Origin of the sequence: Streptomyces sp. NPDC002680 (genome assembly GCF_042889145.1) — a bacterium.
Taxonomy (GTDB): domain Bacteria; phylum Actinomycetota; class Actinomycetes; order Streptomycetales; family Streptomycetaceae; genus Streptomyces; species Streptomyces adonidis.
This window is the reverse complement of record NZ_JBIAQP010000001.1, coordinates 430646-446550: the sequence shown is the minus strand read 5'-3', so window position 1 is coordinate 446550 and position 15905 is coordinate 430646. Positions and strand designations below refer to the sequence as shown.

Here is a 15905-nt window from a genome sequence, read left to right as displayed (position 1 = left end):
AAGGAGCACATCAGCATGCCCATCTCCGACTACAGGACGGCCCTCGTCACCGGAGCGTCGACCGGCATCGGAGCCGTGGTCGTCGAGCGACTCGCCAAGCGCGGCCTCGAAGTCCACGCCGTGGCCCGCAACGCCGAACGCCTCGACGCCCTCGCCGACGCCACCGGGTGCGTCCCGCACGCCGTCGACATCACCGACACCGATGCGCTCACCGCCGCCCTGGCCGGCCTGGAGATCGACGTCCTCGTCAACAACGCGGGCGTCTCCCGCACCGGCAACATCCTCACCGCCGACGCGTTCGCCGTCGACGAGCAGGTCGCCGTCAACATCCAGGCCGTCCTGCACCTCGTACGGCTGCTCATGCCCGGCATGGTCGAACGGGACCTCGGCCACATCGTCAACATCAGCTCCATCGCCGGCGTCTACAACTTCGGCGGCAACACGATCTACCACGCCACCAAGGCAGCCGTGCACACCCTCTCCCGCCAGCTCCGCGTCGACGGCTACGGCCGCCGGATCCGCGTCACCGAGATCTGCCCCGGCCGGGTGGAGACGGAGATCTTCGGCCGGCTCCTCGGAGACATGGAGGAGGCCCAACGGCAGTACTACGACGGCTACGAGTCCCTCAAGCCCGAGGACATCGCCGACTCCATCGAGTTCGCCGTCGACTCACCGCGCCACGTCAACCTCGGCCACATCGAGATCCTGCCCACCTTCCAGGTCCCCGGCGGCCTCAACTTCGAGCGCCGCGAGGGCTGAGGCCATGCCCGCGAACATCGCCGAGCGCGTACGCCGTATCAAGCCCTCGCCCAGCACGGCGGCGGCGCAGCGCGTACGCGAACTCAAGAGCCAGGGCCTCACCATCCTCGACCTGACCGTCGGCGAGCCCGACTTCGACACCCCCGACCACGTCAAGGCCGCCGCGATCGCGGCCATCGAGGCGGGCGAGACCAAGTACACCCCCGTGAACGGCACCCCCCGGCTGCGTGCCGCCATCACCGGCAAACTCCGCGCCCGCCACGGAATCGACTGCGCCGACGCGCAGATCACGGTCGGCGGGGGAGCCAAGCAGGTCATCTTCCTCGCCCTGATGGCCACCCTGGACGAAGTGGACGAGGTCATCGTCCCCGCCCCCTACTGGGTGTCCTATCCGGACATGGTCCGCGCGAACGACGGCGTACCGATCATCGTCGACTGCCCCGAGACCGACGGCTTCAAGCTGACGCCGGAGCGGCTCGCGGCGGCGATCACCGCACGCACCCGCTGGGTCGTCCTCAACACCCCGGGAAATCCCACCGGATCGGCCTACTCCACCGCCGAACTGCACGCCCTCGCCCAGGTGTTGCTGGCGCACCCGCACGTACGCGTCCTCACCGACGAGATCTACGACGAGATCTGGTACCGCGAGGAGTCCGCCCCGTCCCTGGCCGCCGTCGAACCCCGCCTGGCGGAGCGGGTGTTCCTCACCAACGGCGTCTCCAAGACGTACGCGATGACGGGTTGGCGCCTCGGATACGGGGTCGGTCCGGTGGACCTGGTCACCGCGATCAACACCCTCCAGTCCCAGACCTCTTCCTGCCCCTCCTCCGTGAGCCAGGCCGCCGCCGCTGCCGCGCTCACCGGACCGCAGGACTTCGTCCAGGACACCGTGCGCGTCTACCGGGCCCGCCGCGACGAGACCGTGAAGCTCATCAACGACGTTCCGCAGCTCGGCTGCGCCGTCCCGGACGGAGGCTTCTACCTCCTAGTCAACTGCCGGGCAGCCATAGGCCAGTTGACACCGGACGGAACCCGGATCGAGAACGACGAGGACTTCGCCCGTCACCTCCTCGACGACCAGCAGGTCGCGGTGATCCACGGAGCCGCGTACGGCGCCCCCGGCTACTTCCGTATCTCGTTCGCCACGTCGACGGACGTCCTCACCGAGGCCTGCGAACGCATCGCGACGGCCTGCGCCGCACTGTCCTGAAAGGACATCATGATCCGCGTCAGCACGAAGTTCGAACGGCCCGACGCCACTCTCGTCAAGCAGCTGAGCGCCTTCTCCTCGGCCACCGTCCACGAGGCACAGGGCCGCCTCGGGGCACTGGACTCGGCCATCAAGCCGGTCGACCGCACCATGTCCCTGTGCGGCCCCGCCTTCACCGTCCAGTGCGCCCCGCGCGACAACCTCATGCTCCAGACCGCCATCGCCTACGCCCGCCCCGGCGACGTCGTCGTCGTGTCCGCCGGCAACTACGAGGAGGCGGGCTCCTTCGGGGACGTCCTCGCCAACGCCTGCCAGGCCAAGGGGCTCGGCGGTCTGATCACCGACACGGGCGTCCGGGACACCGAGGACCTGCGCGCCCTCGGTTTCCCCGTCTTCTCCCGCAGTGTGTCCATCAAGGGCACGGTCAAGGAGACCGTCGGACCGATGTGCGAGCCCGTCACCGTCGGCGGCGTACTCGTCCGCCCCGGCGACGTGATGCGGGCCGACGCCGACGGAGTGGTCGTCGTCCGCCGCGAGGACGCCGCGCGGGCGGTCACCGCGTCCCAGGAGCGGGTCGACGCCGAGGCCGGATACATCGCCGCGTACCGGGCGGGCAGGACGGTCGTCGAGATGTGCGGTCTCGCGCCGCTTCTCGCCGCGAAGGGGCTCGTGATCGAGGAGTAGCCGAACGCACCCGGCCCCCGCCGCTCCTCTCGTGGGCGGCGGGGGCCGGGTCTGCGGAGTGGGTCAGTGCAGTGCGCCGACCTCGGTCGAGGACAGCGTCCGCGGGTAGACATGGACGTCGGCGACGGAGCCGGGGAACGCCAGGTACGGTGTCGTGGCCGCCGCGCTGTTGACGCAGCCCCCGATGGTCAGGGGGAGCGAGGAGTCGTACTGGGGGCTGAGGTTGGTGGCCGTCCCCATCAGGGTGCCGTTCTGGTAGAGGGCCATGCCGCCGGTGCTCGTGTCACCGGCGACCGGTGCCTTGTAGGTGGCGACGAGATGGGTCCAGGTGCCGATCGGACCGGTGTTGCTGTCTCCTTCGGCGGTGGGGAAGTCTGAGTTCTCGTCGTTGGTGGTCGTGGTCTGGAACATCCACGCGCCGCTGGGTCTGTCGTAGGAGAGATAGAAGGCCTGATGCTGGGTGGTGCCCTGGCACACGGCCGTCGTCCCGAGGGCGGAGTTGATCTTCACCCAGGCGGAGACGGTGTAGTCGCCGAGGGTGTTCACCGCGCTCTGCCTGCTCTTCAGGAAGCCGGTGCTCCCGTCGAAGGCGACGCTGCCGGACAGCCCGCTCGGCGCAGCGGTACCGAAGGTGGCGCTGCCGGTGGCGGTGACCGGGTTGAGGGCGGCGGTGTCCGTGCCGTCAGAGGCGAGCTTCCACTCGTCCTCGGGCATGCCGTTGTCCCAGCCGGTCGGCACGATCACGCTGTTCGAGTCCGCCTGGCTCGCCGTCATCGCGTACGGGTAGACGTGGACGCCCGCCACGGAGCCGGGGAACGCGTTGTACGGGTCGGTCGTGTCGGGGCTGTTGACGCAGCCGCCGATGGTCAGGGGCAGCGAGGAGTCGTACTGCGGGGTGAGGTTGGTGGCCGTCCCCATCAGGGTGCCGTTCTGGTAGATCGACATCAGGCCGGTGCCCGAGTCGCCGTCCACGGGAGCGGTGTAGGTGACCAGGAGGTGGGTCCAGGTGCCCAGGGCCCCGGTCCCGCTGTCCCCTTCGGCGGTGGGGAAGTCCGAGTCGTCGTCGTTGGTGGTCGTGGTCTGGAACATCCAGCCCTGGTTGCCCCGGTCGTAGCCGAGATAGAACGCCTGGTGCTGGCTGGTCCCCTCGCAGATTGCGGTGGCGGGGTTGTCCGCCGAGTCGAGCTTCACCCACGCGGAGACGGTGTAGTCGGCGAGGGTGTTGACGGCGGTGTGGTCGCTCTCCAGGAATCCGGTGCTGCCGTCGAAGGAGGTGGCATCGGCCGGGGCGTTGACCGCGTCGGGTCCGGCCGAGCCGAAGGTCGCGCCGCCGACCGCGGTGAACGGGTTGTCCCCGCCGCTGTCGCTGCCGTCGGCGTCCAGCTGCCACTCGTCCTCGGGCGTGTCACCGCCCGTGGCGAGCGGGACGACCAGGTTCGGCGCGATGTTGACGAGGCTGTTGTCGGTGTCGCTGACGTACCGGCCGGCGAGGTCGGCGTAGTACGCGTCGGCCGGGTTGCCGTTGTACAGGTCGGCCGCCTTCACCGTCGACGAGGTGGCGGTGCCGTCGGTCGAGACCGCCGCCGCGAAGTCGATGACCTGGCCCGGGTAGTTGGCGAGGAGATCGCTGTTCACCTGCTCACGCGCGGCCTCCTGGGTCGCCGTGCCCGGGTGCACGGCGGTGAACGGCGGGATGGTGGTGAGGTAGACGGTGATGGTGGAGTTCTGGGTGACGGGCCGGCCGTAGACGTCGTACGCCTGGCTGTCGTCGGTGTAGTACGAGGACAGCTGGCTGTTGAGCGAGGCCAGCCCGTTCTCCACGGAGGTGGCACAAGTGCTGGCGTCGCCGGTGCAGTTGAGCAGGTCGGTGGCGCCGGTGGAGACGAGGACGGTACGTACGTTGCCCTGGGCCAGCACATTGCGGTCCAGCGGGTTGAGCGCGTTGGTCGGGGTGGAGCTGCCGGTGATCTGCGGCAGCAGGTTGTTACCCAGGCCGTAGCTGTTGGTGCCCGCGTTGAGCACTCCGTAGTCCACGGAGTTGTCCCCCACGGGGTCGTTGACCAGGGCGTCGGTGAAGGCGTCGCTGAGATGGTGCTTGCCGTCGCCGCTCGCGCTGTCCCCGTTGACGCTCTGGTCGCCGTACAGGACGAGTGAGCCGGTGGGGATGTCGGTGGGGGTCGTGACGTCGATGCCGGCGACGTACGGCAGCCCGGAGTAGGCGGCCTGCGTGTAGTTGCCGGCGGCGGTGTCGCCGGTGCGGTTGGCGGCGTCGCTGACCCAGAGCGGAGACTGGGCCGAGGCATGGCCGGGCATCGCGGCCACGGAGCCGTGCACCTGCAGGCTGACCAGCAGGGTCGTCCGCTGTACGACGGCCAGGGTCACCGGGTCGCTGGTGGCGTCGCCGCCCGCGGGGATCGTGACGGAGGCGGAGCCGCCGAAGGTCAGTGCCGTCGGGGCGGCGGCCGCGGTGGCGCCGCCGGCGGTGGTGTCCTGCGCCGCGACGGAGGCCGCGTCGAAGGTCACCGGCGCGGTGCCCATGGCGTTGGACAGATGGACGCGGACCCCGTTGCCGTCGTCCGTACCGACGCTGACATGCGCCGGGATGCGCAGGGTCTGCCCGTTGACGGTCGCCGTGCCGCCCGCGGACAGCTGCACCTTGGCGGCGTCCTGGACCGAGGACCAGGTGCCGACCCAGTGCCTGGCGCCCGATCCGGAGCCCGTGACGGCCAACGGCCGCACCCCGAGCCCGAGGACGTGCAGGGTGGGCTGGCCGGCCTGGACGCCGTTGGTGAACAGTGGCAGGGAGACACTGCTGACGACCGAGCCGGGGCAGGCCAGCGGGACGCTCACGGCGTACACCTTCGGGCCGGAACTCGGGCTGGTCTGGGTGTTGTTGCTGTGGTTCTCGTGGACCAGGGTGACCGAGGCCGCGGAGGCGGGCCCGGAGAGCCAGTCCGGCACGGTGTCCAGCCGGTAGTCCTGGTCGGCGGGGGCACCGTTCGGATCCAGGCAGTTGTTCTTGGCGTACGTGATGGTGCCGGTGGCCCCCTTGGCGGCGCCCCCGGTGGCGAACGCGAGGAAGACCACGGCGCCACCGGTGTTCACCACCCCGCTCGCCGGCAGGGTGACGGTTTGGCCGGAGGCCAGCATGTTGTCGTACGTGCCGGTGCCGAACTTCGGCAGGGTCACCGTGGCCCCGTCGACGGTCACCGTCTTGCCGCTCTGCCAGCCCGCCGTGCTCGTGAGATCGGCGGAGTTGATGCTGTCCCCGGAACCGTCGGCGTCCGCGGTGCTGGTCGTGGTGGTGAAGGTGCTGGTGGCGGTGTTGTTGAGGCAGCTGCCCGGGGTGTTGATCGCGCAGGTCAGCGCGGGCGCGAGACGCAGCACGTCGATGCCCGCCTGGTAGCCGGTGGAGGAGGGGTTCTTGCCGGTGAGCGTGAGGGTCAGGGTGTGCGCCCCCTGCTTGAGGGTGAGCAGCTGACCGCTCGCGTCCTTGGGGATGCCGAGGTTGAGGAACTGGGTGGTGTTGTAGGAGCTGTAGGCGTCGAAGCCGCTGATCAGCGTGGCCTGGGTGCTCTTGCCCGCGTCCAGGACCAGGCGGTAGATGCCGTAGTCCTTGGCCTTGGTGAGATTGACCCCGAAGCTCCAAGGACCGTCCTTGGGGATGTCGAAGCCGAAGGTCGCGCTGTCCCCGCTGACGACCTTCGAGGTCGTGCTCTTGTTGCCGAGCATGGCCTGGTAGCCGTCGGCGAACTCATAGCCGCTGTAGGCGGGCTGGCTGACGAGCTGGCCGCCGGTGCTGGTGGTCGTCGCCTTCGGGACGACGGTGGTGGTGCCGTCGGTGTTGGTCGCGGTCCAGCCGCTGATCATCTTGTCGCCGTAGGCGTACGTCGGGCTGCTGGTCCCGGCGTAGAAGGCGTAGGACGTCTGGGAGACGGACGTCGAGCCGGCCTGGTCCACCGCCTTCGCGTACAGGGTGTGGGGCCCGGCCGTACCCGGGGCGAACGCGGGGGAGGCACTGCCGTTGACCGCCGCGGTGCCCGTGCCCGGGCCGTTGTCGGACGTGGCGTAGTACACCTTGCCCGAGGTGATCTTCGTACCCACCGCCCATTTGGCGATGCTGGTGCTGTACACCGTGCTGCCGAGCGTGGCGTCCAGGGCGAACAGATAACCGGTGATGTTGTTGGTGCGGTTGTTGCTGAGCGTGAAGGTGCCCTGGTCGCCGAAGGCGGCGCCGATCTGCTTGGCGGGGAACTGACTCGAGGTCACCGTGGGTGCGGGCGGCGCGCTGGTGTCGACGGTGAAGGTCTGGGTCTTGGTCCAGACGCCCGAGCCGGTGCCGGCCCAGTAGCCGGCCGCGTTCTGCGCCGTGGCCTTCCAGGTGTAGGTGCCGTCCGGGAGGCTGGGCGTCGTCCAGTCACCGCCGTTGGTGCTGTATCTCGCGTGCTTCTTGGAGTCCAGGTTGGGGCCGAAGCCCTGGTGCACCAGGGTGCCCGAGGAGTTGTAGACGTTGTACTCGATCCGCACCAGTTCGCTGCCGCCGGCCAGGTCCGGGTTGACCGCGCGCGCCGACAGCGTCGGGGTGGGGGTGGTGGTCATCGTCTTGCCCGAACTCACGATGGACGGCTTGATGGCGGGGGTGCCGGTGCCGTTCTTGAGCTTGGGACGGTAGCTGTAGGTGACCGACAGCGTGGCGCCGCCGCCGTAGGCGAGCTGCTTCCACTGGGTGGCGTCGTTCATGTTGGGCGACTGGACCATCAGCGTCATGCTGCTCCAGCCGCCGGCCGCCGCGCTCACCGCACGGGAGGTCACGTCGAACTCCAGGGACGGCGGACTGACCCAGGAGTTGGAGCCCGACGTCACCGGGCAGGTGCCGGCCTCGTGGCTCACCGGGTTGGTGCCGAGCGCACCGGTGCGCCCGCCGGGCTCGTGGCCCCAGTACAGCGAGGAGGAGCTCCAGCCGGCCGGACGGTCGGTGCCGTAGACGGCGGCCGGGGTGTCGGAGCAGGAGGCGGCGGAGAGCTGCTTCACATAGAGCGAGGCGTGGCTGACCACGGCGCCTTTGATGCCGCTGGTGTTGATCTGGTAATAGGTGCGCGCTCGTTCGCCGTTGCCGGGGGAGTTGTTGTCCCAGCCCTCCCGGGCGTTGGTGGCGCCGGAGGTGGAGGTGGAGTTGTAGACGTCCCAGCCGTTGTCGGAGATCCGGGCCCAGTCCAGCTGGGAGGGTCTGCCGCTCCACTCGGGGTCGACGTACACCGGGTACTTGGTGGTCCTGGCGGTCAGCAGGGACCTGTCCAGACCGAGCAGCTGTCTGCCGGGCCGGAGGGTGACACGGACCTGGGCGCGGTGTGTGCCGACCCTGGCGGACGCCGTGTGTTCGGCCCGGGCGGCGGGGACGGTCGCGGTGCGGGCGGTGGCAGCGGTGCCGGTCTGCTGCCCGGCGCTGTCCCACATCAGCGCGGTGTCGCTGTGGAACACGGTGCTGCCGGTCCGCCTGTCGATGGCCCGGGTACCGCCGTTCGGGGTGGCGGCCAGCGCGACATTGGTCGGGGCCGTGCCCAGCGCGAGATTCCGCAGTCGGGGATCGGCCGCGGCCTTCGGGGTCTTGAGCACCAGGATCGAGGAGTAGCCGGAGGCGTCCGCCGTCAGCTGGAGATCGACCCCGGGCAACACCTCCGGATACGTGGCGGTGTCACCGGAGACCACCGGCTCGGGCAGGGCGCCCGGCCAGGAGAAGCCCAGCTTGTCCCGGCCGCTGCTCAGCGTCGCCAGTGCGCCGGAGCCGCCGCCTGAGAAGGCCACGTCGGTGACGGCAGCCCTGGGTGCCCAGGTCCCGTCCGTACGCCGGACCAGGGTCGTGTCGATCGGCACCCACTTCCCCCGCTGCCTCACCCGCTGCGGCATCGAGGAGTCGGTCCGGGTGAGGGTGCCGTCCGGGTTGGCCACCACCTGCGTCCCGGTGTCGGTGAGCTGGTCGATGACCACCGGCTTGCCGGTCGCCTTCGCCCGCGCGGATGCCGACTCGGTGGGGTTGAGACGCCTGGAGTGCGCTGGGGAGTCGGCACTCCGTGACGTGGCCGGCGACTGTGCCCGAGGCGCGGACGCCGCCTGGGCTGTTGCCGTGGCCGTCAGCGATCCGGCGGCCACAACAGCGGCCACGGCGACGGCGATCGGTCTGGACACGGGACTTCTGGACGTGCGTATGGGCATGCGAAAGGAGGACATCGAGGTTGGGATCCTTCGAGTCAGTGGCGGCCCCCCGTGGGTCCGCGCCGCTGTGCATTCTGGGGTCCGGTGCGGGCCCGGTCCATCAGTGAATGATCGTCAACTGCCCTTTTGGGGACCGTTTTTGGCGTATGTGCGGCAACTTGTGCGCTGTCTTGGGTGATTCTTTTGTTCCTCCTGTGGAGTTGCTTTGCAATTTGTGTCGGCTTCGGGGCCTAGCGTGATGCCCCGCGGGGGGCTTGATCGACGTGTGCCTCCGCTTTGACGTGCGCTCAACTCCCTTGATTTCAGCGGGAGTTGAGCGTTCTTGAACCGGGGGAGGGGATCGCACGACATGGTGCGGACAACGGGGTGGAGACGTGGCGGCCGGACTGTCCGGGGTGTCGCGGGTGTTCGACGTACGGCGGTCCTGGCGGCCGGTGCCCTGGTGGTGTCGGGCCTGCTGCCCGTCACCGCCGCCGCGGCAGCCGCCGTATCGAGCCGACACGTGACGGCTCCGGCCGCGCCGCACGACAAGCGGATCCCCTTCAGCCGCGCCACACCCGAACAGGCCCCCGCCCACAAGGGGTTCAAGCACTTCGATCCCGCCGGACGCACCAAGCTCCCCGCTCCGGGAAGCGCCGTGGTGACCCTGCCCGCAGCCGTCACTTCCAAGAGCCGGAGCGTCAAGGAGCCCCAGGTGCGGGCCGGAAGGACACCTGTCCTGCTCGGTCCCGCCGGTGGTGCACAGCCCCGGTCGCAGCGGGTGCGGGTGACGGTGCTGAGCCAGCAGGCAGCGCGTGCGGCCGGCGTACACGGTGTGCTGTTCACCCTCCGGCGCACCGGCCCTGGCAGCGGGAAGGTCGCGCTGCGGGTGGACGACTCGACGTTCCGCTACGCCTTCGGCGGCGACTTCGCCTCCCGGCTCCACCTGGTCCGGCTGCCCGCCTGTCTGCTGACCACCCCGAAACTGGCGAGGTGCCAGACGCAGACCGGGGTGCACACGACCCCGGGCGCACCCCTGACCACCCAGGTCTCGGTACCGGGCACGATGGTGGTGATGGCCGCGACCGCCGGCACCTCAGGCTCGGCCGGTGACTACTCGGCGACCAGCCTGTCACCGGGCGGCTCCTGGTCGACCTCGGGGAACACGGGCGCGTTCACCTACGACTACCCGATCAGCGTGCCCGCGCCGCTCGGCGGGGCGGCACCCCAGGTGGACCTCTCGTACAACTCCGCCAGCCAGGACGCGCGAACCGAGGGGACGAACAACCAGTCCTCGTGGCTCGGCGACGGCTGGACGTCGACCGAGAACTACGTCGAGCGCACCTACAAGCCGTGCGACGACGACTCCTCGTCCGGCGCGCCGAAGAACGACGGCGACCAGTGCTGGGCGGGACAGATCCTGACCCTGTCGCTGAACGGCCGATCCACCCAGCTCGTCTACGACGACGCGACCAGGACCTTCCACCCGGCCCAGGACGACGCCACCACCAAGGTGGAGGACCTGACGGGCACGACCAACGGCACCGACAACGGCGAGTACTTCAAGGTCACCGAAGGGGGCGTGCAGTACTTCTTCGGCTACAACCGGCTGCCCGGCTGGTCGTCGGGCAAGACGGAGACGAAGTCGGCGTGGACGGTGCCGGTGTACAAAGCCCACAGCGGGGTGTCCGCATGCCCGGACAGCACCGACTTCGCCGCCACCTCGTGCACCCTGGGCTACCGGTTCAACCTCGACTACGCGGTGGACCTGCACAGCAACGCCACGGCCTGGTACTACGCGCCGGAAACCGGCTACTACGGCGCGGACATGAAGAACACCACGGTGGCCTACACCCGCGGCGGCACCCTCTCGCGCATCGACTACGGCATGACGGCCTCGACCGTCTACTCGGCCACCGCGCCGGAACAGATCCTCTTCGACACCACTCAGGAGCGCTGCATCCCCGGCACACCGTCGGGCAACACCTGCGCGGACAGCCAGTTCACCGCCGCCAACGCGGCCTACTGGCCGGACGTGCCGATCGACCTCAACTGCACCTCGGGATCCAGCTGCACCAACCACGGACCGAGCTTCTGGTCGCGCAAGCGCCTGACGGCGATCACCACCCAGATCCAGGTGGGCGGCTCGACCCAGCAGATCGACAAGTACACCTTCACCCAGTCCTTCCCCGACGGCGGCGACCACGCCCCCACCCTCTGGCTGGACTCCATCCAGCGCACCGGCCTGGACACGCTGGGCGGCGCGTCGGGCAGCGCCTCGACACCGGCGGTGAGCTTCGACCCGCCGCTGCAACTGCCCAACCGGGTCGGCACCATCCCGCAGATGCCGCTGATGTACCACGACCGCATCCAGACGGTCACCAGCGAGACCGGCGCCGAGACCACCGTCACCTATGACCGCCCCGACTGCTCCAGCGCGCCGGCGAGCGACCCCGACGACCCGACGGACACGGCCGCCAAGGCGTTCGCCGCCACCAACACGCTGTCCTGCTTCCCGGTGTACTGGACCCCGACGGGACAGCCGGCACCCTGGATGGACTGGTTCTACAAGTACAAGGTCGGCTCGGTCGTCACCGTCGACCCGCACAACTCCTACCAGGACGGCACCCAGCCGGAACTGGAGACCGACTACACCTACAAGGGCAACCCCGGCTGGCACTACGACGACAACGAGGTCGTCAAGGCGAAGAACCGCACCTGGGGCCAGTTCCGCGGCTACCCGGAGGTGGACGTCACCACCGGTGACCCGAACGTCTTCCACTACACCGACGGCGCCAAGGTCCACGACCAGCGGACGCTGACGAAGACGTACTACTTCCTCGGCATGGACGGGGACACCCTGCCCGGCGGCAAGACCCGCTCGGCGCCGGCGCTGACCAGCCAGGACGGCGCCACCTCGGTCGCCGACGACAACGCCCTGGCGGGCCAGGTCTTCGAGACCGACACCTTCACCGCCTCCGGTGGCAGCCTCGCCAAGGCCGCCGTCACTGTCCCCACGATCATCGGCCCCACAGCCACCCGCGACCGCAGTGGCCTGCCGGACCTCACCGCGCAGATGGTCCGCACCGCCAAGTCACTGACCCGCGAGGCGGTTTCCTACGGCTGGCGCAGGACCGAGTCCGACACCTTCTACACCACGGCCCTCGGCAAACCCACCACAGGCATGCCGGTCCAGGCCGACGACCGGGGCGAGACCGGCGCCACCGACAACGTCGCCAAGTGCACCTACACCCGCTACCTGACCAACACCAGCCCGTTGCTGGCCCTTCCCGCCGAGACCGTCACCACCGCCCAGGACTGCTCCGGGGTGGGCGCCACCCCCAGCGGGACCCTGATCTCCGACACCCGCACCTCCTACGACGGACACGCCTTCGCCTACGACGGCGACGGACAGCAGAACCCGGCCCTGCCCGACCACGGCAACGCCACCCTGACGCAGAAGGCGTCGACCGCCAGTGGCGCAACGGCCTCCGCCTTCGTCGACGAGAACACCACCGCCTACGACTCCTACGGCCGCACCACGAAGGTCACCCGCACCCCCGACTCCACCTCGCCCGACGGCAAGAGCCTCGCCCAGACCGTGTCCACCGCCTACAGCCCGAGCAGCGGCGCGGTGCCCACCAGCACGGTCACGGCGACCCAGGTCACCCCGGGCACGGCCTGCACCACGAGCAGCACCAGCTCCAAGGACTGCCAGGTCGCCACCACGACCCTGGACCCCGGCCGGAATCTCCCGGTCGCCAAGACCGACGAGGCGAACCTGCTCACCTCCCTCACCTACGACGCGCTCGGCCGCCTCACCTCCGTGTGGCTGCCCAACGAGTCCAAGTCCGGCGGCGCGCCCGCGAACATGACGTACAGCTACGACCTGTCCCCGACCGCGCCCTCCGTCGTCAGCGAGAACTACCTGCTGGACAACGGGAGTTACCGGACCAGCGAGACGCTGTACGACGCCCTGCTGCGCTCACTGCAGACGCAGGACACCGCCGAGAACGGCACGACGACGGTCTCCGACACGCAGTACGACTCGCACGGCTGGAAGGTCGTCACCAACAACGCCTACAACGTCTCAGGCAACCCCGGCAGCAAGCTGGTCTCGGTCTCCCAGGTGACCATCCCCGACACCACCGTCACCGACTACGACGGGCAGGGCCGCGCCGGTCTGGTCACCGAGGAGCACGACGGCGCCAGGACCTGGACCACGACCACCGCCTACACCGGCGACCGCACCACGGTCCTGCCCCCCAAGGGTGGCGTGGCCACCACCACGGTGGTCAACGCCCGCGGCCAGTCCACCGAACTCGACCAGTACACCGCTGCCCCGACCCTGTCCGGCTCCGCCGCCGCCGGCTTCACCGCGAGCGGGGGCACACCCTCGCCCACCACCTACACCTACTTCCCCGCCGGACAGCAGCGCCAGGTCACCGGCCCGGACAACGCGGTGTGGAAGTTCGGCTACGACCTGCTGGGCCGCAAGACCTCGCAGACCGACCCCGACACGGGCGAGACCGACTACGGCTTCGACGACGCCGGCAACCTCACGTCCACCAAGGACGCCCGCAAGATCGAACTCGACTACACCTACGACCTGCTGGGCCGCAAGCTCACCGGCACCGACAAGGCCAAGGCCGGCTTCCAGTTCGCCTCCTGGACGTACGACACCCTGCGGATCGGCATGCCCACCTCCTCGACCCGCTACGTCGAGGGAGTGACCGGCGGGTACACGGTGGCCACCACCGGCTACACCAGCCTCGGCAAACCCACGGGCACCAAGACGACCCTCCCCGCGTCCGAGGCGCCGCTGCCGTCGACGTACACCACGACCTATACGTACACCGCCCGCGACCAGCTGCTGAGCACCCAGACCGATCCGCGCACCCAGGGCCTGGTCGGCGAGACCATCACCTACGGCCGTGACGCGCTGGGCAACCCGACCACCACGGGCAGCAGCGTCAACACCTACGTGGGCGCGACCACGTACACCGACTACGCCGAGCCGTCCCGGGTCACCCTGGGCGCCTCGACCAACCCGGCGTGGGTCACCTACGACTACGACGACCAGACCGGCCGGGTGACCGATCGTGTCGTCTCGCGGACCCAGGCCCCCGGCCCCACCGTCGACGACACCGCCTACACCTACAACCAGGCCGGAGCTCCGACCTCCATCACGGACCGCCAGTCGGAGACCGGCAACACCGTCACCGACCAGCAGTGCTTCTCCTACGACACCCTGAACCGGCTCTCCTCGGCCTGGACGGCGACCGACAACTGCGCGGCCGATCCGCCCACCAGCTCCACCCTGGCCACCACCGCGGGCGCGTACTGGCAGTCCTTCGGCTACGACGCGGTGGGCGACCGCCTCCACAGCGTCGACCACGCGATCGGCTCCGGCGGCACGACCACCACGACCGACTACGCCAACGGCTGCACCGCCGACTGCAACACCACCGGCGCCCAGCCCCACACCCTCACCGCCACCACCGGCGGCACCGACCCCAGCCACTTCGTCTACGACACGGCGGGCAACCTGCTCACCCGCACCTCGACCAGCGGACCCGGCCAGAGCCTGACCTGGGACGACGAGGGCCACCTGGCCGAAGTCGACACCACCGGCACCAGCCCGTCCGCCACCAAGTACCTCTACGACGCCGACGGCAACCAGCTCATCCGCCGCGACCCGGCGCAGACCACCCTGTTCGCGGGCGACACCGAGATCCTCGTCAACACCGCCGTCTCCCCGAACGTCCTGCTCGGCGCGGTCCGCACCTACACCCACGGCGGCGGCAGCGCACAGCCCGTCGCGGTCCGCTCCAGCCTCTCCGGCGGCGGTCTGAAGTACCTGTTCACCGACGCGCACGGCACGGCGACCCTGGCCATGGACGCCACCACGCAGGCGGTCGCCCGCCAGCAGTACACCCCGTACGGCCAGACACGCGCCGGCGCCAACAGCGCGACCTGGCCCGATCCCACCCGCTCCTATCTGGGCAAACCCCAGGACACCAGCACCGGCTACACCGATGTCGGCGCCCGCAAGTACGACCCCTCCCTGGGCCGCTTCATCAGCGCCGACCCGGTCTTCGAGGCCAACAGCCCTCAGGAACTCGGCGGTTACGCCTACGCGGGCAGCAACCCGGTGGCCGCGAGCGACCCGTCGGGTCTCCGGCTGGCCTGCGGTCCCGCGTACGGCGAGGCCGCCTGCCCGAAGAACTGCCCCAACGGCCACTGCACCCCCGTCACACCGGCGAAGAGCAGCTCGGGAGGCTCCGGTGACTCCGGTGACTCCGGCAGTTCGGGCGGCTCGGGCGGGACCGTGACCTCGGTGGTCGTCAACGGCACCGTCAGCGGGGTCGCCGCCGGGACCAACCTGGTCAAGATGCTCACCAACTCGGAGCGCAACGCCGCCTGGCTGCGCAACTGGGCCAAGTCCCATGGCTGGTCCAAGAATCCGGGCAGCTCCGTCGAGAGCTGGGGTTACACCAATGCGGACGGCAACTTCGTCTGGATGCTCAAGGTGAAGTTCCAGGCGAGCACCACCCCTGGCTTGCAGGCAGGCAGCGGCCAGGCGCGTGTCACGGCCCGGCTCGATCTCAACGGCACGTACACCAACCCGTTCACGGCCCAGACCGGAGGCAAGAACTCCCCGCTCCTGGGATCGGCCGACCCCAACGCCAACCTTTCGCACATCCCACTGGAGGAGCCATGGGTGAAGCCCGGCAGTATCGACCTGCTGAAGAGCGGGGTCCGGGTGGGCGGCAAGCTGTTGCTCGGGGCGGCGGTGGCCTACGACGTCTATGACGTCGCCTCGGCCCCGAGCGACCAGAAGGTCAGCACGGCGACCCGCGACGCGGCGGGCCTCGCCGGCGGTCTGGTGGGCGCGGCCTACGGAGCCGAGGTCGGAGCGGCCATCGGCAGCGCGGTCCCGCTGGCGGGGACCGCGGTCGGCGGAGTCGTCGGGGGAGTCGTGGGTGGGATCATCGGCAGTGGCGTCGGTGAGAGCATCGCCGAGGGAATCAAGGATCTCTTCTGAGAGGAACGGCCACGG

General features: G+C 69.8%; 5 protein-coding genes. 4 read left to right on the top strand and 1 reads right to left on the bottom strand.

What is annotated here, in order from left to right:
- Positions 1-15: 15 nt before the first annotated feature.
- Genes ACFYXF_RS01880 through ACFYXF_RS01870 form a run of 3 tightly spaced genes read left to right on the top strand, consistent with a single transcriptional unit; the run spans position 16 to position 2653 of the window.
- A complete protein-coding gene (locus ACFYXF_RS01880; RefSeq protein WP_389347049.1) occupies positions 16-759 on the top strand; it encodes an SDR family oxidoreductase in 744 nt (247 codons plus the stop codon).
- 4 nt (positions 760-763) lie between these two features.
- Positions 764-1969 (top strand): aspartate transaminase, encoded by a 1206-nt coding sequence (locus ACFYXF_RS01875; protein ID WP_389347047.1) that lies wholly within the window; start codon positions 764-766, stop codon positions 1967-1969.
- 9 nt (positions 1970-1978) lie between these two features.
- On the top strand, positions 1979-2653 hold the full coding sequence (locus ACFYXF_RS01870) for a 4-carboxy-4-hydroxy-2-oxoadipate aldolase/oxaloacetate decarboxylase (protein ID WP_389347045.1): 675 nt from the start codon (positions 1979-1981) through the stop codon (positions 2651-2653).
- Between the two features lie 63 nt (positions 2654-2716).
- Here the strand turns inward: ACFYXF_RS01870 and ACFYXF_RS01865 are convergent, their stop codons facing one another.
- The gene (locus ACFYXF_RS01865; protein WP_389347042.1) at positions 2717-8836 is read right to left on the bottom strand and encodes a LamG-like jellyroll fold domain-containing protein; all 6120 of its coding nucleotides are present in this window, start codon (positions 8834-8836) and stop codon (positions 2717-2719) included.
- Between the two features lie 376 nt (positions 8837-9212).
- On the opposite strand from ACFYXF_RS01865, the gene ACFYXF_RS01860 reads away from it, so the two are divergent.
- The gene (locus ACFYXF_RS01860; protein WP_389347040.1) at positions 9213-15890 is read left to right on the top strand and encodes an RHS repeat-associated core domain-containing protein; all 6678 of its coding nucleotides are present in this window, start codon (positions 9213-9215) and stop codon (positions 15888-15890) included.
- Positions 15891-15905: the final 15 nt, after the last annotated feature.

What these genes read in the sequence shown, in the direction of transcription:
- ACFYXF_RS01880 (WP_389347049.1), top strand. Translation starts at nt 16, where the DNA reads ATGCCCATCTCCGACTACAGGACGGCCCTCGTCACCGGAGCGTCGACC.
- ACFYXF_RS01875 (WP_389347047.1), top strand. Translation starts at nt 764, where the DNA reads ATGCCCGCGAACATCGCCGAGCGCGTACGCCGTATCAAGCCCTCGCCC.
- ACFYXF_RS01870 (WP_389347045.1), top strand. Translation starts at nt 1,979, where the DNA reads ATGATCCGCGTCAGCACGAAGTTCGAACGGCCCGACGCCACTCTCGTC.
- ACFYXF_RS01860 (WP_389347040.1), top strand. Translation starts at nt 9,213, where the DNA reads ATGGTGCGGACAACGGGGTGGAGACGTGGCGGCCGGACTGTCCGGGGT.